Source organism: Streptomyces xanthii, assembly GCF_014621695.1.
Classification (GTDB): Bacteria; Actinomycetota; Actinomycetes; order Streptomycetales; family Streptomycetaceae; genus Streptomyces; species Streptomyces xanthii.
In genome coordinates, this window is sequence record NZ_CP061281.1 from 5,516,922 (window position 1) to 5,540,582 (window position 23,661).

Below are 23,661 nucleotides of genomic sequence, written 5' to 3' on the forward strand. Positions count from 1 at the left end.
CCAACCCCCCGGAACACGAGACCCCGCTCGCCCCAACCCCCCATGCGACTGCTCGGCAGAAAACAAACTCCCCGTACAGATTTGTCACTCGATGACAAAGCCTGGATGACAAAGCGGAATTCACCGTCCGACCGCTTGTCCCGGGGCGGGAAATCTACTTACCGTGCGCCCCCGGTGCACATCGAGCAACAGAGCGACCGAGCCACGAGTGCTTGCTGGAGGTGACATGGGAATCGAAGTAAAGGTCGAGGGCCTCACGAAGTCCTTCGGCAAGCAGCAGATCTGGCAGGACGTCAGCCTCACCCTGCCGGCCGGCGAGGTGAGCGTCATGCTCGGACCCTCCGGTACCGGCAAGACCGTCTTCCTGAAGTCCCTGATCGGGCTGCTCAAGCCCGAGCACGGGCGGGTCCTGGTCGACGGCGTCGACATGGCCCGCAGCCCCGAACGGGACATCATGGAGGCCCGCAAGCTGTTCGGGCTCATGTTCCAGGACGGCGCCCTGTTCGGCTCCATGAACCTCTTCGACAACATCGCGTTCCCGCTGCGCGAGCACACGAAGAAGAAGGAATCCGAGATCCGTCGCATCGTGATGGAACGGATCGACGTGGTCGGCCTGTTGGGCGCCGAGGGCAAGCTCCCCGGTGAGATCAGCGGCGGTATGCGCAAGCGGGCCGGGCTCGCGCGGGCCCTCGTGCTCGACCCGCAGATCATCCTCTGTGACGAGCCGGACTCCGGGCTCGACCCCGTACGGACCGCTTTTCTCTCGCAGCTGCTCATCGACCTGAACACACAGATCGACGCGACGATGCTCGTCGTCACCCACAACCTCGACATCGCGGCGACCATGCCCGACAACATGGGGATGCTCTACCGGCGGAACCTGGTGACCTTCGGGCCGCGGGAAGTCCTGCTGACGAGCGAGGAGCCGGTGGTCCGCCAGTTCCTCACCGCGGACGTGGTCGGGCCGATCGGCATGTCCGAGGAGAAGGACGCGGCGACGCTGGCCGCTGAGGGGCCCGCCAAGAGCGGCGCGGCCCGCGAGCTCGTGCCGCAGCTCCAGCCCTCGCCCGGGCTGGGGGAGCGGGCGGCGGTCGCCCGGCGCCGGGAGCGGGTGCTGAAGATGCTGCCCAGCCTGCCGGAGACCGCGCAGGCGGCCATTCGGGCCACGTACGGCTCCGAGCCTGTCGAGCAGGGGGCGACGCTGTCATGAGCCTCGACGAGAGAGCCTCGACCGGCGACGGCGTGGAGGCCACGGGGCGCCGCCCCGGACCCCGCTCCTCAAACGCCGGAGGGGCCAAATGGCTCGGCCCCCTCAGACAGACCGGGCAGCTCTTCGCGCTCGCGCTCCAGGTGGCGCGGGCCGTCTTCCGGCGGCCCTTTCAATTCCGGGAGTTCATCCTGCAGTTCTGGTTCGTCGCCAGCGTGACGATCCTGCCGGCGGCGCTCGTGTCCATCCCGTTCGGCGCCGTCATCGCACTCCAAGTCGGCTCGCTCACTCAGCAGTTGGGCGCCCAGTCGTTCACCGGCGGCGCCAGCGTGCTCGCCGTCATCCAGCAGGCCAGCCCGCTCATCGTCGCCCTGCTCATCGCGGGCGCCGGTGGATCCGCCATCTGCGCCGACCTCGGATCCCGGAAGATCCGCGAGGAGCTCGACGCCATGACCGTCATGGGTGTCTCGCCCGTGCAGCGGCTCGTCGTGCCCCGCGTCCTCGCCACCATGTCCGTCGCCGTGCTGCTCAACGGCATGGTCTCCGTCGTCGGCACGCTGGGCGGATACTTCTTCAACATCGTCCTTCAGGGCGGCACCCCGGGCGCGTACCTCCAGAGCTTCTCCGCGCTCGCCCAGCTCCCCGACCTCTACATCAGCGAGCTGAAGGCCCTCATCTTCGGGTTCATCGCCGGGATCGTGGCCGCGTACCGGGGGCTCAACCCGCGCGGCGGACCCAAGGGTGTCGGTGACGCCGTGAACCAGTCCGTCGTCATCACCTTCATCCTGCTCTTCTTCGTGAACACCGTGATGACCGGCATCTACCTCCAGATCGTTCCGCCGAAGGGAGGCTGAGTCCGTCATGACCTCCCCCCTCGTCTGGCTCGACCGTGGTGGCGACCAACTCCTCTTCTACATACGCGCCTTGGTGTGGATCCCGCGCACGCTGCGCCGCTACACCAAGGAAGTGCAGCGGCTGCTCGCCGAGGTCGCCTTCGGGTCCGGCGGGCTCGGTGTCATCGGCGGCACCATCGGCGTGATGATCGCGATGACCGCCGCCACCGGCACCGTCGTCGGCCTCCAGGGCTACGCCGCCCTGGACCAGATCGGCACCGCCGCCTTCACCGGGTTCGTCTCCGCGTACTTCAACACCCGCGAGATCGCCCCGCTCGTCGCCGGACTCGCCCTGTCCGCCACCGTCGGCGCCGGCTTCACCGCGCAGCTCGGCGCCATGCGGATCAACGAGGAGGTGGACGCGCTCGAAGGGATGGGCGTGCGGTCCATGCCGTACCTCGTCACCACCCGGATCATCGCCGGCGTCGTCGCCATCATCCCGCTCTACGCGATCGGCCTGCTCTCCTCGTACCTCGCCTCCCGCATCGTCACGACCGTCTTCAACGGGCAGTCGCAGGGCACGTACGACCACTACTTCAATCTCTTCCTGTCGTCCACGGACGTGATCCTGTCGGTGCTGAAGGTGCTCGTCTTCAGCGTCATGGTGATCCTCGCCCACTGCTACTACGGGTTCCGGGCGAGCGGGGGACCGGCGGGCGTCGGGATCGCGGTCGGACGGTCCGTGCGGAACGCCATCGTGCTGATCTCCGTCACCGACTTCTTCCTCTCGCTGGCGCTCTGGGGCGCCACGACGACCGTGAAGGTGGCGGGCTGACCCATGGAGACCCTGCGCCGCCGGCTCGCCGGCATCGTCTTCCTCGTCGTGCCCGCCCTGCTCATCTGGCTCGCCGTCGCCGTCTACAACAAGGACTTCGTCGACTCCGACGAAGTCGTCGTCGAGACGGGCAGCGCCGGCAACGAGATGCACCTCGGGGCCGAGGTCAAACTGCGGGGCGTCGTCCTCGGCGAGGTGCGGGACATCGACGCCACCGACACCGGGGCCCGGCTCACCCTCGCGCTCGAGCCGGGCGCCCTCGACCGCATCCCCGACGACGTGCGCGCCCAGATGCTGCCGACCACCCTGTTCGGCGAGCGGTACGTGGCCCTCGTCCCGCCGAGCAACCCCAGTACGCGGATGCTGCCGGCCGGGGCCGTCATCCCGCAGGACCGTTCCGCCAACGCCATCGAGCTCCAGCAGGTCCTCGACGACGTCCTGCCGATGCTCACCGCCGTGCAGCCGCAGAAACTGTCGTCGACGCTGTCCGCCGTCTCCCAGGCGCTCGAAGGACGCGGCAGCAAGATCGGCGAGACGCTCAGCACGCTCGACGCGCACCTGAAGAAGTTCAACCCGAACCTGCCGACCCTCAACGAGGACCTCAAGCAGCTGGTGAAGGTCTCGCACGTATACGCGGACGCCGCCCCCGGCATCCTCGACGCGCTCACCGACTTCACCACCACCAGCGGCACGATCGCCGAGAAGGAGAAGGACCTCGCCGCGGCCTACGGCGGCACGACCCGCACGGCCGAGGACCTGGACGCCTTCCTGCGGGCCAACCAGGACAACATCATCCGGCTGTCCGCCACCTCACGGCCCACGCTCGAACTGCTCGCGAAGTACTCGCCGTCGTTCCCGTGCACCCTGCGCACCCTCGCCGAGTTCGTGCCCCGCATGGACCAGGCGCTCGGCAAGGGCACCGACGAACCCGGGCTGCACGTCGACGTCACCACCGTCGCCTCGCGCGGCAACTACGTCCCCGGCCGCGACACCCCCACGTACTCCACCGGCGGCGGCCCCCACTGCTACCCGGTGCCGTACCTCGGCGCCGCCGCCCGTGCGCCCGTCACCGCCACGGCCTCCGCCGAGCAGAACCTCGGGCCCGCCAACTCGCCGCAGGAGAACGACCTGGTGAACGAGCTCATCGCACCGGCCGCCAAGGCCGCGCCGGGCGACCTGCCCGACTGGTCGAGCCTGCTCGTCGGACCCGTCTACCGGGGGACGGAGGTGAAGCTCAAGTGACCGCGAAAGACACCGAGTTCGGGCACGTCCGCCGGCGGTCCGTCGCCGGTCCCGTCATCAAGTCCCTGATCTTCCTCGTCGTCACCGCGCTCGCCACCGCCCTGCTCGGACTGTCCATCGCCAACACGGGAGTGGGTACGGACACCACGACGTACCGCGCCCTGTTCACCGACGTCACCGGGCTGATCGACGGGGACGGCGTGCGGATCTCCGGCGTCAAGGTCGGCGAGGTCACCGACGTCCGCGTCGTCGACCACCGCACCGCCCAGGTGACCTTCACCGTCGACAAGGGACGGGAACTGCCCCGTACCACCACGGCCGCCGTGAAGTACCTCAACATGGTCGGCCAGCGGTACGTGGCCCTCGAACGTGGCACCGGGGACGACACGGGGGATCTCGACCCCGGTGCCACCATCCCGCTCACCCGCACCCGGCCCGCCCTCGACCTGACCCTCCTCTTCAACGGCTTCAAGCCGCTCTTCGAGGGCCTCTCGCCGAAGGACGTCAACGAGCTGGCCGGCTCCATCGTCAAGGTCCTCCAGGGCGAGGGCGGCACCGTCGACAGCCTCATCGAGCACGTCGGCTCCCTCACCACGACCGTCGCCGCGAAGGACCAGGTCATCGGGCAGGTCGTCGGCAACCTCACCGAGGTCCTGAAGACGATCAACGACCGCGAGGACAAGTTCGACGACCTCGTCACCACCCTCACCCGGCTCGTCTCCGGCTTCAACGAGGACCGCAAACCGCTCGGCGACGCCGCCCAGGCCATGGGTGACCTGACGACCGTCACCGCCGGCTTCCTCCAGGACGCCCGTAAGCCCCTCAAGAACGACATCAAGCAGCTCGGCCGGCTCTCCGGCACCCTCGGCGACGGCATCCCGCAGATCGAGAACTTCCTCGACAGGACGCCCGCCAAGATGACCGCCCTGTCCCGCCTCTCGTCCTACGGCTCCTGGTTCAACCTCTATCTGTGCCGGGCCGAGGTCGACGGCGTCACCATGTCCGACGGGTCGAAGCCCCCCACCGGCATCGTCGTCGAAGATGCGAGGTGCCAGTGAAACGGCCCAGCGTGAAACGGCCCCGGTTCCTGGAGATCAAGCCGGTCCAGGAACGCAACCCCGTCGGCATCGCCCTCGCCGGACTCCTCGTCCTCGCGCTGCTGGCCCTCGCCGCGCTCAACGTCAGCAGCCTGCCCCTCGTCGGCGGCGGCACCGACTACAGCGCCGACTTCAGCGAGGCCGCCGGACTCGGCGACGGCGACGAGGTCCGCATCGCCGGCGTCAAGGTCGGCGAGGTCACCTCCGTCAGCCTCGACGGACCCAAGGTCAAGGTCGCCTTCCGCATCGACGACGACAGCACCTGGATCGGCGACCGCACCACCGCCGCCATCGCCATCAAGACCCTGCTCGGCGAGAAGTACGTCGCCCTCGACCCGCTCGGCGGCGGCGAGCAGGACCCCGGGTCCCGGATCCCGCTGGCCCGCACCACCTCCCCGTACGACGTGACGGAAGCCTTCGAGGACCTCAGCGGGACCATCGACGAGATCGACACCAAGCAGCTCGCCGAGAGCTTCGAGACGATCTCCGAGACCTTCAAGGACTCGCCGCCCGACGTGCGCGCCGCGGTGAAGGGCCTCTCCGCCCTCTCGAAGACCGTCTCCTCGCGCGACACACAGCTCGCCGAACTCCTGGCGGGCAGCAAGCGGTTGACCAAGACGCTCAAGACGAAGAAGTCGAGCTTCGAGACCCTCATCGACGACGGCGGCTCCCTGCTCGGCGAGCTCAAGAAGCGGCGCACGGCCATCAAGGCGCTGCTCACCGGCAGCAAGGCGCTCGGCGTCCAGCTCGACGGGCTCGTCGACGACAACGAGAAGCAGCTGAAGCCGACCCTCCAGGCGCTCGGCCGCGTCACCACCGTCCTGGAGAAGAACAAGAAGAAGCTCGACCGGACCCTCGCGCTCGTCGGGCCCTACTACCGGCTCATCGGCAACACCCTCGGCAACGGCCGCTGGTTCGACAGCTACCTGTGCGGCGTCGTGCCCCGGAACTACCTGCCGGAGACCTCGCTGCCGAAGACCTCCTGCATGCCGCCCAAGAACGGGAAGTACGACGTGAAGGGCGGGGGCCGATGACATCCGCAGGCATGTCCGTCAAGTGGAAGCTTCTGGTCGGCGGGGTCGCCCTCGCCGTGCTCATCGCGGCCGGCGTCGTCGGCGTACGCGCCGCCGGCTCCGGCGGCATGCGGATCACCGCCTACTTCGACCGGGCCGTCGGCATCTACGCAGGCTCCGACCTGCGTGTCCTCGGCGTCCGCGTCGGCAAGGTCGCCGAGGTGCGGCCGCAGGGCACCCAGGTGCGCGTCGTCCTCGCCGTCGACGACGGAGTGAAGATCCCCGCCGGGGCGCGCGCCGTCGCCGTCGCGCCGAGCGTCGTCGCCGACCGGTACGTGCAGCTGACACCCGCGTACGCGAGCGGCCCGCAGCTGGAGGACGGGGCGAAGCTGCCCGCGTCCAGCAACCGCATGCCGGTCGAGGTCGACCAGCTCTACGACAGCGTCACCGAACTCAGCAAGGCGCTCGGACCCGGCGGCGCCAATGAGAAGGGCGCCCTGTCCGACCTCCTCGGCACCGGGGCGAAGAACCTCAAGGGCAACGGGGCCGCGATGGGCGACAGCATCGAGCAGTTCGGCAAGGCCGCCAAGACGCTCGACGGGCGCAGCGACGACCTGTTCACGACGCTCAGCCAACTCCAGGCGTTCACCACGATGCTCAAGAAGAAGGACGGCGGGGTGCGCAAGGCGCAGGAGAACCTCGACGACGTCACCAGCTACTTCGCCGACAACCGGGACGATCTCGCCGGCGCGCTCAAGGAGCTGGGGATCGCGCTCGGGCAGGTGAAGAAGTTCATCAAGGACAACCGGGGCGAGCTGCGCAAGAACGTACGCAAACTCGTGCCGATCACACGGGCGCTGGTGGAGCAGCGGGCGTCGTTGGCGGAGGCGCTGGACGTCGCGCCGCTCGCCGCGCAGAACGTCGTCAGTGCCTACAACCCGCGGACCCGGACGCTCGACGGGCGGGCCAACCTGAACGAGCTGAGCCAGGGCGGGCCGTTGCTGCCGCTGCCCGCCGTGGGGGGTGAGTAGCCATGCGGCGAGGCCTTCTCGTCGGCGGGGCCGTCTCCGTCGCCGTCGCCTTCTGCGTGACCCTCGGAGTCGTCTCGCTGCCCGCTCCCTCCTTCGGCGGCATCGAGGAACTGCCGCTGCCCGGCGGCGCCGACCTCGGGGACCACCCCTACACCGTCACCGCCGACATGAAGGACGTGCTCAGCCTCGTCCCGCAGTCCGCGGTCAAGGTCAACGACGTCGCCGTCGGACGCGTCACCGACATCCGGCTCGGCAGCGGGCGGAACTGGAACGCCCGCGTCACCATGCGCATCAACGGCGACGTCGACCTGCCCGCCAACACCGGAGCCCGGCTCGAACAGTCCAGTCTGCTCGGCGAGAAGTACGTCCAGCTCGTCGCACCCGCCAAGGGCGCCACCGGCGCCCTCGCCGCCGGCGACCGCATCCCGCTCTCCCGCACCGGACGCAACTCCGAGGTCGAAGAGGTCTTCGGCGCCCTGTCCCTGCTCCTCAACGGCGGCGGCGTCAACCAGCTCAAGACCATCACCAAGGAACTCAACTCCGCGCTCGGCGGCCGCGAGAGCGAGGTCCGCTCCACGCTGCGCCGCGTCAACACCCTGGTCACCAACCTCGACACGCACCGCGGCGACATCACCGCCGCGCTCGACGGCGTCAACCGGCTCTCCGCGACCCTCGCCCACCGCAAGGAAGACGTGGCCACCGTGCTCACCGATCTGTCGCCCGGCCTCAAGACCCTGGAGGACCAGCGGGGTTCGCTCATGACGATGCTCCGCTCCCTCGACCGGCTCAGCGGCGTCGCCGTAGAAACGGTCGACCGGGGCAAGGCCGACATGGTCGCCGACCTCAAGGCCATCGCCCCCACGCTCAAGGCGCTCGCCGACTCCGGCAAGAACCTGCCCGACTCGCTCCAGGTGCTGCTCACCTACCCGTTCACGGACGAGGTGCTGCGCGGGGTCAAGGGCGACTACCTCAACGTCTATCTGAGCATGACGGCGGCGCCGGGCACCCAGCTCATCCCGCCGCTCACCAAGGGCTCACCCTCACCGACGCCGACCCCGAACGCGCAGAAGGGGACGCGGCAGCAGCCGCAGAAGGGGACGCAGAAGACGGCCTCCGGCGGTGCGAGCGGGCCCGCGCTGCCGCTGCCCGCGACCTCCGCCCCGGACCCGTCCGCGTCGGCGGCGGCCTCCGCGTCGGCCTCAGGGGGTGAGGAGCGGTGATCACGCTCGCCATCCGGCTCAAGAACCTCGCGTTCCTCGTCATCGCCGTCGTCGTCCTCGCCTTCCTCGGGATCCGGTACGCCGACCTGGGGCGGTACGTCGGAGCCGCCGACTACTACACCGTGAAGGTCCAACTCCCGCGCACAGGAGGCCTGTTCACGCACTCCGACGTCACCTATCGGGGCGTGTCCGTGGGGCGGGTCGGACCGATCGGGCTCACCGCCGACGGGGTCGAGGCCGAGCTGCGCATCAAGAAGTCCGCGCCCCGCATCCCCGACGACACCCAGGCCGTCGTCGCCAGCCTGTCGGCGGTCGGCGAGCAGTACATCGACCTGCGGCCCCAGCGCGGGGACGGCCCGTACCTGGAGGACGGCTCGCGGATCGACGCGAGCCGGACCGCCGTGCCGCGGCCCGTCACCGACGTGCTCACGAGCGTCGACGACCTCACCACCTCGGTGCCCCTTGACGATCTGCGCACCGTCGTCGACGAGTTCGGCAAGGCCTTCGAAGGGCGCGGCGAGGACCTCCAGGTGCTCCTCGACAACGGCACCGACTTCGTCCGGGCCGCCGACCGGGCCCTGCCCAGCACCACGACCCTCATGAACGACGGCGCGGTCGTGCTCCGCACCCAGGCCGAGGAGGGACAGGCCATCCGCGACTTCGCGTCCGGCGCCAAGGACCTCGCCGCCACGCTCAAGGGCTCCGACGCCGACCTGCGCCGCCTCGTCATGGCCGCGCCCGACGCCGCCACACAGGTCAGCGGGCTGCTGCGGGACATGGACCCGGACCTGAGCGTCGTCCTCGCCAATCTGCTCACCACGTCCGAGGTCGCCGTCACCCGGCAGCGCGGCACCGAGGAACTGCTCGTGCAGCTGCCCCGGGCCGTCGCCGCCGGCGCCACGGCCGTCGACGGAAAGAAGGTCAACTTCGGCATGACGGTCACCTTCTTCAAGCCCCTCCCGTGCACGGCCGGCTACGGAGGCACCCGCTACCGCCTCGGCACGGACACGAGTCCCGCGCCCGCGCTCAACACCGGGGCGCGCTGCACCGCGCCCGCGTCCAGCGGGGTCGGCGTGCGGGGATCGGCGCACGCGCCGGGCGGCGGTCCCGTGCCGAAGCCGGCCCGGCCGGGCGCACTGAACCTGCCCTCCCTGCGGGAGAGCGGCGCCGACGGCTCCTCCGGCGACATGGCCGGACTGCTCGGCCTGAGCGGAACGGGGGACGGCTCATGAGACGGGTACTCACGGGCCTCGGGCTCGCCGCGGCCGTCGCCCTGTGCGGCACGGGCACCTGGTCGTACGCGCAGGCCCGCGGCGACGACGACCTCGCCTACGCGCGGGCGCGGGACGCCGCGCTGGACGACGGCCGTGCCGCCGTCGCCGCGCTCTCCACCCTGGACGCGTCGTCGACGGCCCGCGCCAAGGCCGGCATCGGCACCTGGAAGTCGGTCACCTCCGGCCCCCTGCGCACCGATCTCTCCCGCCTCGCCCCGGCCTCCGGGCCCTCCTCCCGCGCCACCGTCACGGACGCGGCCCTCACCGCCCTCGACGATCACGCCGGCACCGCGAAACTCATCGCGACCCTGCGCGTGGAGACCACCCCCAAGGGTGCCAAGACCCCGACGACCGACCGCAAACGCCTGGAGGCGACGCTGTCCCGCGCGTCCGACGGCACATGGAAGGTACGCGCCCTGAACGCGATCCCGGTGACGGCGGTGGGCGGATGAGCGACACCAAGAGCGACCGGACGAGCGGCACCGAGCGCGACACGAAGGGTGACGAGCAGAGGGAAGCCGTCGGGCCCGTCCTGCACGCCGATCCCGAGGACACCGGCACCGCCGAGGCCGAGTCCCGTACCGGCCGGTGGAGTCGCGCGGCGATCGGGGCGGTCACCCTCGGCGTGCTCCTCGCCCTCGCCGGAGGCGTGCTGTTGTTCCAGGCCCACTCCCTGCGCGACGCCCCCGCCGCCCGCAACCACGCCCTCACCGACGCCGCCGCCACCGCCCGCGTCAACGGGGACGTGAGCAACGCGCTCGGCAAGGTGTTCTCGTACACGCCCGACGGGACCGAGGCCACCGAGCGGTCCGCGCGGGCCGTCCTGTCCGGGCGCGCCGCGGAGCAGTACGCGCAGCTCTTCGCGCGGGTCCGGGCCGATGTGCGGGACCAGAAGGTCACCCTGTCCACGCAGGCCGTCCGCGTCGGCACCGTCAGCCTGCGCGGCCGCACCGCGCACCTGCTCGTGTTCCTCGACCAGACCGCCCGGCGCGGCACCAAGAAGCCCACGACGTCCGCCGCCCAGCTGTCCGTCACCGCCGAACTGCGCGACGACGTCTGGCGCATCGTCGACATCAAGGCCCGGTGAACGGCCCGTTGAAAGGAACCCGGATGGACCGCATCGGACGGCCGCTGCTGTTCGCCGCGCTCGCCCTGACCCTCGTCGCGGGAGCCTTCGCCGCCTGGGCCGGCTGGTCCTGGTACGGCGCGGCCCACGACGACACCGCCGCCTACGCCACCGCGCGCGACGACGCCCTGGAGGCGGGCGAGCAGGCCGTGCAGAACCTCAACACCCTCGATCACAAGGACCTCGCGCACGGCCTCGACCTGTGGGAGTCGTCCACGACCGGCGAGCTGCACAGCCAACTCGCCGGTGGGCGTTCCGCGTTCGAGAAGCAGGTCCGCGAGGCCCGCACGGTCAGCACCGCGAAGGTGCTCGACGGCGCCCTCACCGAGCTCGACGAACGGGCGGGCCGCGCCCGCGTCATGGTCGCCCTGCGCGTCACCGTCACCGCCTCCGGCGGCAAGTCCTCGCAGAAGGACAGCCGCATGCTCGGCGAACTCACCCGCACCGACGGCCACTGGAAGCTCAGCGCCCTCGGCCAGGCCCCGGTCGGCGACAGCGCGACCACCGACTGACCGACCCCCGAACCGTTGGGAGCGGACCCCGATGTCCACGACGCGCCACACCACCCGCCACCACCTCAACCGTCAGCGCCGCCTCGCCGCGGTGCCCGCCCCGGCCGTGGCCCCGGCCCCGGCCCCGGCAGAGAAGTCCGTACCGAAGAAATCCGTACCGAAGAAGCCCGTACCGAAGAAGCCCGTACGGAGCGAGTCCGCGCGGCCCGCGCCCCGCGTCCCGAAGGCCCTCGTCGCCCTCTGCCTGCTGACCCTCCTGCTCGGCACCTTCGCCGGCTGGGCGTTCCACCGGGCGCAGAGCCTCGACGCAGGGGCCGCGGCGCGCAATGCCGCGCTGTCCGATCCCGCCCGGACCAGCGAGGTCAAGGGGCAGGCGGAGAAGGCGGTCGAGGCGCTGTTCTCGTACGACCAGGCGGATCCCGGGGCGGCGCGCGCGGCGGCGGACCGGCTGCTGACCGGGAAGGCGGTCGAGCAGCACCGCAAGCTGCTCGCGCCGGTGCTCGCGCAGGCCGAGAAGCAGAAGACGGTCGTCACGACGACCGTCACCGACAGTGCCGTCGAGCGGATCGACGGCCCCCGCGCCCGCGTCCTCGTGTTCGCCGACCAGAGCAGCACCGGCACCGCCGCCAAGTCCGACACCGCCGCGAACTACGCGGGCGCCATGCTCGCCGTCGACCTCGTCCGCAAGGACGGGCGCTGGCGCGTGTCCGGCATCGACACCTTCGGCAGCTGACCGGCACCCACCGACCCGCACGCGACGAACGAGAGGGGCACCCCTTGCGCACCCCGCGCAGCACCCTGCGTATCCGACGCCGCCCGCGCCGCGCCACCCGGCTGAGCCGGGGCCTGCGCGGCACGGCCGTGGCCGTGGCCGCCACCGCCCTGCTCACCGCGTCCCAGGCCCCGGAGCTGCTCCGCGACGCGGGCTCCGGCGCCGACAAGGCAGGCCGGAGCGACCCGTTCGCCGTGCTCGACGAGCCGCTGCCGCCCGTCGCCTCACAGGGCGACGACTCCTACCACACCGAACTCCCGCCGCTGAGGACGCCGGACGCGCCGGGCACGACGTTCCCGCGCGAACAGGTGCGGGCGGAGGCCGGCATCCCGGCGACCGTCCTCGCCGCCTACCGCCGCGCCGAGGCGTCCGTCGGCCGCACCGACCCGGGCTGCCGGCTGCCCTGGCAACTGCTCGCCGGGATCGGCAAGGTCGAGTCGGGGCAGGCCCGCGGCGGTGACGTCACCGCTGACGGCACGACCCGGCACCGGATCACCGGACCGCCGCTGAACGGCAAGGGGTTCGCCCTGATCCGGGACACCGAGGGCGGCGCCTGGGACGGCGACGCCGTCTACGACCGGGCCGTCGGCCCCATGCAGTTCCTGCCCGGCACCTGGCGCCGCTGGGGCGCCGACGGCAACGGCGACGGCCGCGCCGACCCCAACAACATCTTCGACGCGGCCCTCGGCGCCGGGCGCTACCTGTGCGCGGGGAACCGGGACCTCGGCACCGCGCGTGGCCTGGAGCGCGGAATCCTCAGCTACAACTACTCGCGCGACTACGTGCGGCTCGTCCTGTACTGGATGGAGTTCTACCGCAGCGGCGTCCACAAGGTGCCGGACGGGAAGGGCGTCGTACCGGTCAGCCCCGGCGCCGGGTCGAAGACGCCCGCGACGAAGCCCGTCGGCGACGGCGGGGACAGCGGTTCGGACGGCGGCAAGGGAGGCGGCGGCATCGTCATCGGCCCCGAGCCGACCCGCACGCCCGGCACACCGAAGCCGTCCGACCGGCCGACGGACGGTCCGAGCCCCAGCCCGGGCCCCTCGGACAGCGCGCCGCCGCCCACGACGGAGCCGCCCACCACGCCGCCCGTCACCGGTGACCCCACCGACGGCCCGACCGGCACGCCCACCGACCCGGGCACCCCGACCGACTGCCCCTCCGACAGCGCGAGCCCGACCGACTCCCCGAGCCCCAGCCCGACCGACACCCCCACGGAGGGCCCGACGGAGAGCCCGTCACCGTGCACCGCAGCCGGCGCCTGACGGCCTCCGCAGCGCCGATCCGAGCCGGTACGTCCCGGCGGCCGGTGCCGTCAGCTCGGTGAACTCGCCGCGCTGCCGCACCCGCAGACACCCGTGCTCCGCCCGCAGCCACGGCGAGTACGCGACCCGCAGCGTCGCCGTGCCCGCCCGCGCGAAGCGCACCGTGACCCGCGCCCCGTCCGTGTCCACCACGGACGCGGGCGCGGACACGAGCGGCACCGTGTCCCGCACCCGGTACACCCGCCAGTGCGCGTCCCGCCACACCGGCTCCAGATAGGGCACCCCGCGCCGCACGAGCGCGGCCTCCTGCTCCGCGAACCCGTCCGGCTTCCCGTCGGGCAGCACCACGAACCCGACGGCCCACCGGTCCAGCCACGCCCGGTAGGCCGCCGCCGAGAACGAGCCGTCGTAGAAGAGGCGCCCCCGCTCCACGTCCAGCTGCCGGTTCCAGCCACGCGCCATGTTCACGTGCGGGGCGAGCAGCGTCGCCTCGCGGTGGTTGCGCGCGGGCACCACCTCGACGCGCGTACGGTCCGCGCCGAGCCGCTCCAACTCCCTCACCACGCCTCCGGTTTGCTGCGCCCAGGCCGGGACGCGCGTGGACACCCTCAGGTCGTCGAGCGTCTTCTGCCCGACCCAGTACGAGGACCAGACGAGAGCGACCGCCAGGACGAGCGCCTGGAGACGGCGCAGGCCGGGGACGCGCAGGGCCGCCAGGAGGACGGCGGGCGCGGCCAGTTCGGCGAGCCGCTCCACGTTCGTGCCGACGGGGGAGGGGAGCAGATACGTGAGGACCGTGCCGAGCGCGTACACGGCGGCGGCCCCGCGCGCCGCACGCCACCGCGCGGGCCCCGCCACCACCAGCGCGAGCGCGAACAGGAACGGTGGCCAGATCCGGTCCACCGGCATCAACTGCTCGCCCCGGAACGGGAAGAGCAGGGTCGTGGCGCCCACGACGGCGGCAGGCGGCAACGCCAGCGCAGCCGCCGGACCCCGACTCCGTACGAGGAACCTGCCGGCGCCGACGACGGCGAGGAAGAGTCCGGCGACCGGGGACGCCAGCGTGGCGAGCGCCGCGCACACCGCGCCGGCCGCACACCTGGGCCGCCCGGTGACCGCCACGCACGCGCCGAGCCCGCACGCGACCCCGAGCGCGAACGTCGTACGGCCCGACGCCACGTCGCACCAGAGCGCCAGGGACAGGAGGAGGGCGGGCGCCGCCGGGCGCCGCACCCCGCAGCGCACGATCAGCACGGCGCCCAGCCAGGACGCCGCGATGCCCGACAGCACCGTCACCGTGCGCACCCCGGCCCACGCCATCAAGCAGGGCGACAGCACGGAGTAGTTGGCGGCGTGCGTGCCGCCGTACCAGAACAGGCCGTACGCCGAGCCGCCGTGCTCGGCGGCGAACGCGGCCCACGCCTCCTGGGCCGCGAGGTCGCCGCCGCCCGTCGCGAGGAACAGCGCCCACACCGCGTACAGCGGCAGCACCGGCGCCGTCGCGCACAGGGCCGTCCGCTGGGACGCGGTGAGGGTGAAGCGGCGGAGGAGTAAGAGGGGCAGTTCGACCGTGGCCACGGGCACCGATCCTACGGCCCCTTCCTCACTCAGGGTGCCGAGGTCGACACCTGGAGTTCCTTCACGCCGTTGAGCCAGGCGGCGCGCAGCCGGCGCGGGTCGCCGGTCAGCCGCAGGTTGGGCATGGCGTCCGCGATGGCGTTGAAGATGAGGTCGATCTCCAGGACGGCGAGGGACTTGCCGAGGCAGAAGTGCGGTCCGCCGCCGCCGAACCCGAGGTGCGGGTTCGGGTCGCGCTTGATGTCGAAGGTGTCCGGGTCGGTGAAGACCTCGGGGTCGTGGTTGGCGGAGGAGTAGAAGAGGCCGACCCGGTCGCCCGCCTTGATCTTCTGGCCGCCCAGCTCGGTGTCCTGGGTGGCGGTGCGCTGGAAGGAGACGACCGGGGTCGCCCAGCGCACGATCTCCTCCGCGGTCGTGCTCGGGCGCTCCCGCTTGTAGAGCTCCCACTGCTCGGGGTGGGTGAGGAAGGCGTGCATGCCGTGCGTGATCGCGTTCCGGGTCGTCTCGTTGCCGGCGACGGCCAGCAGGATGACGAAGAAGCCGAACTCGTCGGAGGACAGGCTGCCCTGGTCCTCGGCCGCGACCAGCTGGCTCACGATGTCCTTGGCCGGGCACTCCTTGCGGGCGGCGGCCAGGTTCATCGCGTAGGAGACGATCTCCATCGCCGCCTCGGCGCCGATCTCCTCGGTGATCGCGTACTCCGGGTCGTCGTACGCCACCATCTTGTTCGACCAGTCGAAGACCTTGGCGCGGTCCTCCTGGGCGATGCCGATGAGCTCGGCGATGGCCTGGAGCGGCAGCTCCACCGCGACGTTCGTGACGAAGTCGAAGCCGCCGTCGCTCGTGTCCCGCTCCAGGGCCTTGGCGACGATGTCCAGGGCCCGGCTGCGCAGCTTCTCCTCCAGGGAGCGGATCGAGCGCGGGGTGAAGCCGCGCTGCACGATCTGGCGCACCCGGGTGTGCTCCGGCGGGTCCATGTTCAGCATGATCATCTTCTGGACCTCGATCTGGTCGCGCTGGATCGAGGAGTTGAAGCGGATCACCGCGGTGTTGGTGTTGGAGGAGTAGAGCTCCGGGTGCGTGGAGACGTATTTGACGTCCGCGTGCCGGGTCACCGCCCAGTAGCCCGCGTCCGCGAAGCCGGAGATCCCGGGCTCCTGCGGTATCCAGCGAACCGGTTCGGCCTGCCGCAGCTGGGCGAACTCGGGGTACGGCACACGGTCTTGCAGCAGATCGGGGTCCGTGAAGTCGAACCCGTCGGGCAGCGCGGGGCACGGCATGGGTCACTCCCGTGTTGGTTCTGACGATCCGTCAGTTCTGGCTCGAAAGGTAGTAACCGGTTCTAGAAGTGGCAAGGCCTGCGTCGGTGTCGGTTCCGTGCGATGTACGTGCACGCCCCTTGCGTACCCGGGGTAAGCGCGTCGAGACTGCACGGAGAACTGGTACGCGTTCTAGTTTTGCGCGTCGCCCGTCGGTCCGGTGGTCCGGGAATGTGTGGAGGGACGAAGGTCATGGCAGCGGAACCCGTCATCGTCGAAGCCGTACGTACTCCGATCGGCAAGCGCGGTGGCGCGCTGGCCAATCTCCACCCCGCGTATCTGCTGGGCGAGACCTACCGCGAGCTCCTCGGCCGTACCGGCATCCAGGCGGACTGCGTCGAGCAGATCGTCGGCGGCACCGTCACGCACGCGGGCGAACAGTCCATGAACCCGGCGCGCACCGCCTGGCTCACCATGGGCCTGCCCTACGAGACCGCGGCCACCACCGTGGACTGCCAGTGCGGCTCCTCCCAGCAGGCCTCGCACATGACCGCCAACATGATCGCCGCCGGCGTCATCGACGTCGGCATCTCCTGCGGCGTCGAGGCCATGTCCCGCGTCCCGCTCGGCTCCGGCTCCAAGCACGGCCCCGGCAAGCCGTTCCCCGACGAGTGGAACGTGGACCTGCCCAACCAGTTCGAGGCAGCCGAGCGCATCGCCCGGCGCCGCGGACTGACCCGCGAGAACGTCGACTCCCTCGGCCTCATCTCGCAGGAGCGGGCGGCCGCCGCCTGGGCCGAGGAGCGCTTCAAGCGCGAGACCTTCGCCGTGCAGGTGCCCACCACCGAGGAGGAGCAGGCCGCCGGCCACGGCATGTGGCGGCTCGTCGACCGCGACGAGGGCCTGCGCGACACCACCATGGAGGGCCTGTCCCGCCTCAAGCCCGTCATGCCCACCGCCATCCACACCGCGGGCAACTCCTCGCAGATATCCGACGGCGCCTCCGCCATCATGTGGGCCTCCAAGCGCATGGCCCGCGCCCTCAAGCTCAAGCCGCGCGCCCGCATCGTCGCCCAGGCCCTCGTCGGCGCCGACCCGCACTACCACCTCGACGGACCCGTCGACGCGACCCGCGCCGTCCTCGGCAAGGCCGGCATGTCCCTCAAGGACATCGACCTCGTCGAGATCAACGAGGCCTTCGCGTCGGTCGTCCTCAGCTGGGCCCAGGTCTTCGAACAGGACCTGGAGAAGGTCAACGTGAACGGCGGCGCGATCGCCCTCGGCCACCCCGTCGGCGCGACCGGCGCCCGCCTCATCGCCTCCGCCCTCCACGAACTGGAGCGCAGGGACAAGGAGTTCGCCCTCATCACCATGTGCGCGGGCGGCGCCCTGGCCACCGGCACGATCATCCAGCGGCTCTGACCCGCCACCCGGGGCCGCCCCCTGGTGCGGGGTGGACATAACACCACCCCGCACCAGGGGGCGCCTCGGATGTCGCCGCACGGCCTCCGATTCCTACGGTCGTCCCATGACGCCGAACCCGGACAACTCCCGTGCCCGCACGACGACTTCACGTACCCGCAGAGCCCTCGCCGCGGCCGCCGCGCTGCTGCTCGCCGGAGCCCTCGCCGCCCCCGCCGCGGCGGCTTCCGCCACCGGCACCGACCGCGCCCCGGCCGCCCGCGGCACCCTCGTCTCCATGACCCCGCTCGACGGGCTCGACCGGGCCGGCGTCACCCGCTGGCTCGCCGCCCGAGACATGGACACCGCCGCCGTCCGGCACGGAGTGCGCGCCTACCGCCTGACCTACCGCACCGTCGACGCGCACGGCCGCCCCACCACCGCCACCGGCCTGCTCGCCCTGCCCACCGGCGGCCCGCGCCGCCTCGACGTCGTCTCCGACACCCACGGCACGATGGTCCACCGCGACTACGCGCCCTCCGTCACCACCGACTTCGGCCGCGTCCCCGCCTACCTGAACGCCGCCGCCGGCAAGGCCGTCGCCGCCCCCGACTACCTCGGCCTCGGCAAGGGCCCCGGCGTCCACCCCTACATGGACACGGCGTCCTCCGTCACCGCCTCCCTCGACATGCTGCGCGCCGCCCGGCACGCGTCGGCCCGACTCGGCCGGCCCCTCACCGGCGACGTGTACGCCACCGGCTTCTCCCAGGGCGGCCAGGTCGCGATGGCCCTCGGCAGGACCCTCGAAGCCGGCGCCGACCACCACTTCAGGCTCCGCGCCCTCGCCCCCGTCAGCGGCCCCTACGACCTCTCCGGGCAGGAGATCCCCGCGCTCTACGACGGCCGCGTCAACGACACCAGCGGCCTCTTCTACACCGCGTACTTCCTCGTTGCCCAGAACCGCCTCCACCCGATCTACAAGGACCCCGCCGAGGTCTTCCGCGCGCCCTACGCGGACCGCGTCGAGGCGCTCTTCGACGGGGAGCACGGCGAGGAGGACATCGTCGCGGCGCTCCCCGCGACGGTGAAGGAACTGCTCACCCCCGAGTTCTACGCCCGCATGCAGCACCCCACGGGTGCCCTGCGGGAGGCGATCGCCGCGAACGACGGGGCCTGTGCCTGGAAGCCCTCGGTGCCGGTCCGCCTGTACGCGGCCGAGGGGGACACGGATGTCCCGATCGGCAACGCGGAGAGCTGCGCGGCTCAGCTGGGTTCTGGGGCCCCGATCTTCAACCAGGGCCCGACGGACCACTTCGGCAGCTTCAAGGCTGCCGCCCCCAAGGTGACGAAGTGGTTCAACAGGACGTCCTGAAGCTGCGGCCCGGTGGGGGCTGGTCGCGCAGTTCCCCGCGCCCCTGAAATGCATGGCGCTTCGCGCCGCATTTCCCCGAGGGGGCACCGCCCCCCTGGAGATCGCGCACGAAGTGCGCATCTCTAGGGGCGCGGGGAACTGCGCGACCAGCCCCCACCGGGCCGGCACCGTGACGACAACCCAAAAGGGCGGGCGGCACCCGAAGGTGCCGCCCGCAGAAGGTCCCGCTCAGTACCAACCGTTGGCCTGCCAGTGCGCCCAGGCGCCGCAGGCACTCCCGTACCGGTCCTTCATGTAGTCGATCCCCCACTTGATCTGCGTCTCGGGATTCGTCTTCCAGTCAGAACCGGCGGACGCCATCTTGTTGCCCGGCAGCGCCTGCACAAGACCGTACGCACCGCTGGAGGCGTTGGTCGCCTTCGGGTTCCAGCCGCTCTCGTGCGACACGATCTTGTCGAAGCAGGAGAACTGCGCCGAGTCCGCGATCTTCTGCTGCGCGATCGCCTTGGCCGAGGTCGGCGCGGCGGCCTGGGCCGAAGCCGAGGAGAAGATCAGGCCGGTCGTGGCGGCGGCGAGCGCGGCACCGGCGAGAGCCTTCTTCGGGGTGGCGATGCGGCGGAGGAGCGTGGCGGTCAAGGCGGAACCTTCCGTGGGGGACGGGGGGCGTGCGTCGGCGCCGGGCCCTGGCGGGGGCTTCGGCGCCGTGCGACTCCTCCACAGAAGCAGCCCGAAGAGCCCCGCGCAATGGCCCCCTTTACTAGTGGAAGTCGCATCAGGGCGAAATGTCCGCTCTGTGACGTGGGTCGCAAAGCCCAGGTCAGAAGGGGTGCGGCCCCGCCTGTTCTGTCCGGCGCCGCCTACGACCGCGCCTAGTACGTGAGCTGGGTCATGTGGGCCGGTTCACGGGCGCGGCCCGTCGAAAGTGACCTGCGCCTCGAAGGCGGCCCGCCGAGTCGCCCGCCGCAGCGCCTTCAGGACCGCGCCGCCCGCCACGAGCGTCAGCACGACGGTCAGCGCCGCCCGCCCCAGGTCCCAGCCCAGCGACGTCGCCAGGCAGTACGCGAGGAACCGGGCCAGATTGTCGTGCAGCGCCGCGTCCGGCTGGTACGCGACCGAGGAGGCCAGCGCGTTCATGAACGGCCACCCGGCCAGATTCATGAGCGTCCCGTACGCGAACGCGGCCAGGAACCCGTATGCAGCGAGCATCAGCAGCTCGGCCCGGCCGCGCAGTGCGTGCGGTCCCGGCAGCAGCCCGGCGCCCATCGTGAACCAGCCCATCGACAGCATCTGGAACGGCATCCACGGCCCGACCCCGCCGGTCAGCAGCGCCGACGCGAACATGCTGAGCGAGCCGAGCACGAACCCGAACCCGGGCCCGAGCACCCGCCCGCTCAGCACCATCAGGAAGAACATCGGCTCCAGGCCCGCCGTGCCCGCCCCGATCGGCCGCAGCGCGGCGCCGGCCGCGGCGAGCACCCCGAGCATCGCGACCGCCTTCGGGCCCATCCCGGACTCCGAGATCGTCGCCGCGACGACCGCGACGAGCAGCACGAGCAGCCCGGCGAACAGCCACGGGGCGTCCTGCGCGTGCGCGTTCACCTCCGACCCGGGGCCGGTGATCAGCGGCCAGCCGATCGCCACGATCCCCACGGCGCCGACGAGCAGCAGCGCCGCCACGGAACGCGGCCCGAGCCGGACCGCCCGCACCTGCCGGTCGCCGCTCATGCCAGCGCCTCCCGCACCTGCGCGACCGTGAGCCACTCCTGCGGGGCGAGGATCTTCGCGACCTGCGGGGCGAACGACGGGGACGACACGACGATCTCCGGGGTCGGCCCGTCCGCGACGATCTCGCCGTCCGCGAGGATCGCCACCCGGTCGGTCAGCTCGGCCGCGAGTTCCACGTCGTGCGTCGCCATGAGCACGGCGTGCCCCGCGTCGGCGAGCCGCCGCAGGATCGTCACGAGCCGGGCCTTCGCCGCGTAGTCCAGACCCCGGGTCGGTTCGTCGAGCAGCAGCAGGGGAGGGGCGGCGGTCAGCACGATCGCCAGCGCGAGCGTGAGCCGCTGTCCCTCGGACAGGTCGCGGGGATGGGTGGCGTCGTCGATCCCGGGCAGCAGCTCGGTCAGCAGCCCCCGGCAGGTCCCGGGCTCGGCGCCCGCGTCCTGGTCGGCGGCCACGCACTCGGCCCCCACGGTGTCCGCGCACAGCAGATCGCGCGGCTCCTGCGGCACGAGCCCCACCTTCCGGATCAGCTCGCGCGGCTTCACCCGCCGGGGATCCACCCCGCCGACCCGCACGTCCCCCGCACCGACCTTCACCATCCCGACCAAGGCACCGAGCAACGTGGACTTCCCGGCCCCGTTGCGCCCCATGAGCGCGACGACCTCACCCCCACGCACCTCCAGATCCACCCACCGAAGCACCTCGACCCGCCCCCGCCGAACCCCGAGCTTCCGAACGGACACGGCGGGGGACTGTTCAGTGGCGCGGGGCTGTGACACGTGCGGCTCCGCCGCGCGGCGCGACCGGCTCAGCAGAAGCCCGAGCCTCCCCGGCGCAGGCTGATCCGAGCGCCCCCGGGGCACGCGAAGCGTGCCTTCAGGGGCGCGGGGGGCTGCGCGACCAGCCCCCACCGGCCCGCGCCCGGCAGCAGACCCCAACCCGGCAAGACGCTCCCGCAACGCCCCGGCCGAGCGCCGAGCGTCCCGCACAGTGAGCGGCAACGGCGACCACCCCGCCACCTTCCCCAACCCCACCACCGGCGGAAAAACGGGCGACACGGCCATCACCGACGCCGGGTCCCCGACCACCAACGGCTCCCCGCGCCCCCCGAGCAGCGCCACCTGATCCGCGTACTGCACCACCCGCTCCAACCGGTGCTCGGCCATCAGCACGGTCGTCCCGAGGTCGTGCACGAGCCGCTGCAGCACGGACAGCACCTCCTCCGCCGCCGCCGGATCGAGCGCGGAGGTCGGCTCGTCGAGCACCAGCACCCGCGGATGCGGGGTGAGCACGGACCCGATCGCGACCCGCTGCATCTGCCCGCCCGACAGCGTCGATATCGGCCGGTCCCGCAGCTCGACGAGCCCCAGCAGATCCAGCGTCTCCTCGACCCGCCGCCGCATCACCGGCGCCGCCAGCCCCAGGGACTCCATCCCGTACGCCAGCTCGTCCTCGACCGTGTCGGTCACGAAGTGGGCGAGCGGATCCTGCCCGACCGTGCCGACGACATCGGCGAGCTCGCGCGGCTTGTGGGTGCGGGTGTCGCGCCCGGCGACCGTGACCCGCCCCGCGAGCGTCCCCCCGGTGAAGTGCGGCACGAGCCCGCTGACCGCGCCGAGCAGCGTCGACTTGCCGACCCCGGAAGGACCGGCGAGCAGCATCAGCTCGCCCTCCGGCACGTGCAGCTCGACGCTCCGCAGCGTCGGCCCGGAAGCTCCTTCGTACGTCACCGAGACGTCCTCGAAGCGGATCATGACGAGGCCTCCACGGGTACGGCGGCGGACGGGACGGGATCGGTACGAGGGGCGGGCACGGGCGCGACGAACGCCGGGAGCAGCCCGACCAGCACGCCGGCCGCGGGCAGCAGGGGCAGCGCGGGCACGGTCAGCGGCACCACGGACGGCTGCAGCGAGCCCGGATCCCGTACCCCGCTGACGATCATGACGGCCGCGGCGACGATCCCCGACGCGGCGACGAGCCAGGCCCGCACGCCCCACACATCGGGCCGGTACCGGGTCCGCACCGAGCGCCGCCCGCCCAGCCACAGGCCGCCGAGCGCGGCCGCGACCCCGCCGAGCAGCACCGGCAGCCCGTACCCGGCCCCGGACGCGGCGAGCAGCCCGTACGTGCCGGCGCACACACCGATCAGCCCCCCGAGCGTCAGCACGGCCGTGGCCCGGCGCACCCCGCGCGGCACCTCGGCCGTCCGCCCGTAGCCCCGCGCGTCCATCGCGGCGGCCAGCGCCACGGACCGCTCCAGGGCGCCTTCGAGTACCGGGAGGCCGACCTGGAGCAGGCCGCGCAGACCGCTGTCGGGGCGTCCGCGCAGCCGCCGCGCGGCCCGCAGTCGGCGCACGTCCGCGATCAGGTTCGGCGCGAACGTCATCGCGACGACGACCGCGACGCCCGCCTCGTACAGGGCGCCCGGCAGCGACTTCAGGAGCCGGGACGGGGACGCGAGCGCGTTCGCCGCGCCGACGCAGATCAGCAGCGTGGCCAGCTTCAGACCGTCGTACAGCGCGAAGGCGAGCCCCTCCGCGCTGACCCGGCCGCCGATCCGCACGCCCTGCGCCCAGTCCGGCAGCGGCACCTCCGGCAGCGTCACCAGCACGTGCGTGCCGGGGATCGGCGAACCGAGGACCACCGCGAACACGAGCCGGATCCCGAGCACCGCGAGCCCCAGCTTCACGAACGCCCCGTACGAGTGCGCCCACGGCGCCTCCGTGCGGCGCGCGGCGACCACATAACCGGCGACGCCGATCAGCAGGGCCAGCAGCAGCGGGTTCGTGGTGCGGGACGCGGCTGTGCCGAGGCCCAGCGCCCAGATCCACCAGGCGCCGGGATGCACGGAGTTGGCACGGTGGGCCCTCGGGGCCCGCAGGGTACGGCCGGAGACCATGGT

22 protein-coding genes are annotated in these 23,661 nt (G+C 72.1%); 16 read left to right on the forward strand and 6 right to left on the reverse strand.

What is annotated here, in order from left to right:
• Positions 1–226: 226 nt before the first annotated feature.
• From IAG42_RS24845 to IAG42_RS24910, 14 genes are all read left to right on the forward strand, one after another.
• Positions 227–1,210 (forward strand): ABC transporter ATP-binding protein, encoded by a 984-nt coding sequence (locus IAG42_RS24845; protein ID WP_188339175.1) that lies wholly within the window; start codon positions 227–229, stop codon positions 1,208–1,210.
• The gene (locus tag IAG42_RS24850; RefSeq protein WP_223206149.1) at positions 1,207–2,061 is read left to right on the forward strand and encodes an MlaE family ABC transporter permease; all 855 of its coding nucleotides are present in this window, start codon (positions 1,207–1,209) and stop codon (positions 2,059–2,061) included. The genes IAG42_RS24845 and IAG42_RS24850 overlap by 4 nt, the downstream gene beginning before the upstream one ends.
• A 7-nt stretch (positions 2,062–2,068) precedes the next feature.
• Positions 2,069–2,875: an MlaE family ABC transporter permease gene (locus tag IAG42_RS24855; protein ID WP_188339176.1), complete on the forward strand. Its 807-nt coding sequence runs from the start codon at positions 2,069–2,071 to the stop codon at positions 2,873–2,875.
• 3 nt (positions 2,876–2,878) lie between these two features.
• Positions 2,879–4,117 carry an MCE family protein gene (locus IAG42_RS24860; protein ID WP_188339177.1) on the forward strand — a complete coding sequence of 413 codons (1,239 nt, stop codon included), beginning with the start codon at positions 2,879–2,881 and terminating at the stop codon, positions 4,115–4,117.
• Complete coding sequence (locus tag IAG42_RS24865; RefSeq protein WP_188339178.1) at positions 4,114–5,175, forward strand: MCE family protein; 1,062 nt, start codon at positions 4,114–4,116, stop codon at positions 5,173–5,175. The genes IAG42_RS24860 and IAG42_RS24865 overlap by 4 nt, the downstream gene beginning before the upstream one ends.
• Positions 5,176–5,186: 11 nt before the next feature.
• On the forward strand, positions 5,187–6,248 hold the full coding sequence (locus tag IAG42_RS24870) for an MCE family protein (protein ID WP_188339179.1): 1,062 nt from the start codon (positions 5,187–5,189) through the stop codon (positions 6,246–6,248).
• The gene (locus tag IAG42_RS24875; protein WP_394811245.1) at positions 6,245–7,258 is read left to right on the forward strand and encodes an MCE family protein; all 1,014 of its coding nucleotides are present in this window, start codon (positions 6,245–6,247) and stop codon (positions 7,256–7,258) included. The genes IAG42_RS24870 and IAG42_RS24875 overlap by 4 nt, the downstream gene beginning before the upstream one ends.
• Before the next feature lie 2 nt (positions 7,259–7,260).
• Positions 7,261–8,478 (forward strand): MCE family protein, encoded by a 1,218-nt coding sequence (locus IAG42_RS24880; RefSeq protein WP_188339180.1) that lies wholly within the window; start codon positions 7,261–7,263, stop codon positions 8,476–8,478.
• Positions 8,475–9,710, forward strand: a complete 1,236-nt coding sequence (locus IAG42_RS24885) for an MCE family protein (RefSeq protein ID WP_188339181.1) — start codon at positions 8,475–8,477, stop codon at positions 9,708–9,710. Before IAG42_RS24880 ends, IAG42_RS24885 begins: the two co-directional genes overlap by 4 nt.
• Positions 9,707–10,204 (forward strand): hypothetical protein, encoded by a 498-nt coding sequence (locus tag IAG42_RS24890; RefSeq protein WP_188339182.1) that lies wholly within the window; start codon positions 9,707–9,709, stop codon positions 10,202–10,204. Before IAG42_RS24885 ends, IAG42_RS24890 begins: the two co-directional genes overlap by 4 nt.
• Positions 10,201–10,839, forward strand: coding sequence for a hypothetical protein (locus IAG42_RS24895; RefSeq protein WP_223206150.1), 639 nt, complete (start codon positions 10,201–10,203; stop codon positions 10,837–10,839). Before IAG42_RS24890 ends, IAG42_RS24895 begins: the two co-directional genes overlap by 4 nt.
• A gap of 23 nt (positions 10,840–10,862) precedes the next feature.
• Complete coding sequence (locus IAG42_RS24900) at positions 10,863–11,390, forward strand: nuclear transport factor 2 family protein (protein WP_188339183.1); 528 nt, start codon at positions 10,863–10,865, stop codon at positions 11,388–11,390.
• Positions 11,391–11,421: 31 nt separating this feature from the next.
• Positions 11,422–12,123: a hypothetical protein gene (locus tag IAG42_RS24905; RefSeq protein ID WP_188339184.1), complete on the forward strand. Its 702-nt coding sequence runs from the start codon at positions 11,422–11,424 to the stop codon at positions 12,121–12,123.
• 65 nt (positions 12,124–12,188) lie between these two features.
• Positions 12,189–13,427, forward strand: coding sequence for a lytic transglycosylase domain-containing protein (locus IAG42_RS24910; RefSeq protein WP_188341587.1), 1,239 nt, complete (start codon positions 12,189–12,191; stop codon positions 13,425–13,427).
• Here the strand turns inward: IAG42_RS24910 and IAG42_RS24915 are convergent.
• Together IAG42_RS24915 and IAG42_RS24920 are read right to left on the reverse strand one after the other, a co-directional pair.
• Positions 13,401–15,005, reverse strand: coding sequence for a hypothetical protein (locus tag IAG42_RS24915; RefSeq protein ID WP_188339185.1), 1,605 nt, complete (start codon positions 15,003–15,005; stop codon positions 13,401–13,403). The genes IAG42_RS24910 and IAG42_RS24915 overlap by 27 nt on opposite strands.
• Before the next feature lie 29 nt (positions 15,006–15,034).
• The gene (locus IAG42_RS24920) at positions 15,035–16,285 is read right to left on the reverse strand and encodes a cytochrome P450 (protein ID WP_188339186.1); all 1,251 of its coding nucleotides are present in this window, start codon (positions 16,283–16,285) and stop codon (positions 15,035–15,037) included.
• 231 nt (positions 16,286–16,516) lie between these two features.
• Here IAG42_RS24920 and IAG42_RS24925 point away from each other — a divergent pair, with 231 nt between their 5' ends.
• Both IAG42_RS24925 and IAG42_RS24930 read left to right on the forward strand, forming a co-directional pair.
• Positions 16,517–17,686 carry a steroid 3-ketoacyl-CoA thiolase gene (locus IAG42_RS24925; protein ID WP_188339187.1) on the forward strand — a complete coding sequence of 390 codons (1,170 nt, stop codon included), beginning with the start codon at positions 16,517–16,519 and terminating at the stop codon, positions 17,684–17,686.
• Between the two features lie 106 nt (positions 17,687–17,792).
• On the forward strand, positions 17,793–19,037 hold the full coding sequence (locus IAG42_RS24930; protein WP_188339188.1) for an alpha/beta fold hydrolase family protein: 1,245 nt from the start codon (positions 17,793–17,795) through the stop codon (positions 19,035–19,037).
• Between the two features lie 228 nt (positions 19,038–19,265).
• Here IAG42_RS24930 and IAG42_RS24935 read toward each other — a convergent pair whose 3' ends face one another.
• From IAG42_RS24935 to IAG42_RS24950, 4 genes are all read right to left on the reverse strand, one after another.
• Positions 19,266–19,673, reverse strand: coding sequence for an aggregation-promoting factor C-terminal-like domain-containing protein (locus tag IAG42_RS24935; RefSeq protein ID WP_188339189.1), 408 nt, complete (start codon positions 19,671–19,673; stop codon positions 19,266–19,268).
• 264 nt (positions 19,674–19,937) lie between these two features.
• A complete protein-coding gene (locus IAG42_RS24940; protein ID WP_188339190.1) occupies positions 19,938–20,762 on the reverse strand; it encodes an ECF transporter S component in 825 nt (274 codons plus the stop codon).
• Positions 20,759–22,513 (reverse strand): ABC transporter ATP-binding protein, encoded by a 1,755-nt coding sequence (locus IAG42_RS24945; protein WP_188339191.1) that lies wholly within the window; start codon positions 22,511–22,513, stop codon positions 20,759–20,761. The genes IAG42_RS24940 and IAG42_RS24945 overlap by 4 nt, the downstream gene beginning before the upstream one ends.
• A complete protein-coding gene (locus IAG42_RS24950) occupies positions 22,510–23,658 on the reverse strand; it encodes an energy-coupling factor transporter transmembrane component T (RefSeq protein WP_188339192.1) in 1,149 nt (382 codons plus the stop codon). The genes IAG42_RS24945 and IAG42_RS24950 overlap by 4 nt, the downstream gene beginning before the upstream one ends.
• Positions 23,659–23,661: the final 3 nt, after the last annotated feature.

Excerpts from the sequence above, each read along its gene's own strand:
- IAG42_RS24845 (WP_188339175.1), top strand. The coding sequence starts at position 227 with ATGGGAATCGAAGTAAAGGTCGAGGGCCTCACGAAGTCCTTCGGCAAG.
- IAG42_RS24850 (WP_223206149.1), top strand. The coding sequence starts at position 1,207 with ATGAGCCTCGACGAGAGAGCCTCGACCGGCGACGGCGTGGAGGCCACG.
- IAG42_RS24855 (WP_188339176.1), top strand. The coding sequence starts at position 2,069 with ATGACCTCCCCCCTCGTCTGGCTCGACCGTGGTGGCGACCAACTCCTC.
- IAG42_RS24860 (WP_188339177.1), top strand. The coding sequence starts at position 2,879 with ATGGAGACCCTGCGCCGCCGGCTCGCCGGCATCGTCTTCCTCGTCGTG.
- IAG42_RS24875 (WP_394811245.1), top strand. The coding sequence starts at position 6,245 with ATGACATCCGCAGGCATGTCCGTCAAGTGGAAGCTTCTGGTCGGCGGG.
- IAG42_RS24880 (WP_188339180.1), top strand. The coding sequence starts at position 7,261 with ATGCGGCGAGGCCTTCTCGTCGGCGGGGCCGTCTCCGTCGCCGTCGCC.
- IAG42_RS24890 (WP_188339182.1), top strand. The coding sequence starts at position 9,707 with ATGAGACGGGTACTCACGGGCCTCGGGCTCGCCGCGGCCGTCGCCCTG.
- IAG42_RS24895 (WP_223206150.1), top strand. The coding sequence starts at position 10,201 with ATGAGCGACACCAAGAGCGACCGGACGAGCGGCACCGAGCGCGACACG.
- IAG42_RS24900 (WP_188339183.1), top strand. The coding sequence starts at position 10,863 with ATGGACCGCATCGGACGGCCGCTGCTGTTCGCCGCGCTCGCCCTGACC.
- IAG42_RS24905 (WP_188339184.1), top strand. The coding sequence starts at position 11,422 with ATGTCCACGACGCGCCACACCACCCGCCACCACCTCAACCGTCAGCGC.
- IAG42_RS24920 (WP_188339186.1), bottom strand. The coding sequence starts at position 16,285 with ATGCCGTGCCCCGCGCTGCCCGACGGGTTCGACTTCACGGACCCCGAT.
- IAG42_RS24925 (WP_188339187.1), top strand. The coding sequence starts at position 16,517 with ATGGCAGCGGAACCCGTCATCGTCGAAGCCGTACGTACTCCGATCGGC.
- IAG42_RS24930 (WP_188339188.1), top strand. The coding sequence starts at position 17,793 with ATGACGCCGAACCCGGACAACTCCCGTGCCCGCACGACGACTTCACGT.
- IAG42_RS24940 (WP_188339190.1), bottom strand. The coding sequence starts at position 20,762 with ATGAGCGGCGACCGGCAGGTGCGGGCGGTCCGGCTCGGGCCGCGTTCC.
- IAG42_RS24945 (WP_188339191.1), bottom strand. The coding sequence starts at position 22,513 with ATGATCCGCTTCGAGGACGTCTCGGTGACGTACGAAGGAGCTTCCGGG.
- IAG42_RS24950 (WP_188339192.1), bottom strand. The coding sequence starts at position 23,658 with ATGGTCTCCGGCCGTACCCTGCGGGCCCCGAGGGCCCACCGTGCCAAC.